1 pseudogene is annotated in these 257 nt (G+C 72.0%); it reads right to left on the reverse strand.

The window, feature by feature from the left end:
* A pseudogene (locus AC5P09_RS52320) lies at positions 1–257 on the reverse strand (hypothetical protein); the annotation flags it as partial.

Genomic DNA, 257 nt, shown 5'->3' on the forward strand with positions numbered 1-257 from the left:
CCCGGTGACGGCGATGGCGCACACCGAGTACAGCCACAGCAGGGGCAGGTGGGCGGCGTCCATGCCCATGATGCCGACCGCGCCGACCATGACCAGGGTCCCCATCAGCAGGGACAGGGCGGCCATGAGGTTGCTGCTGATGGCGAGGGCATGTAAGAGCAGGGCGCGGCTCTGAAGGCGTACGCCGAGCGGCTCGGCGCCACCGAGGGCGCCACGAGCGCCCGGATCACCGGCGTCGAGGGCACCACGGCCCGGGT

The organism is Streptomyces sp. a15, assembly GCF_059026085.1.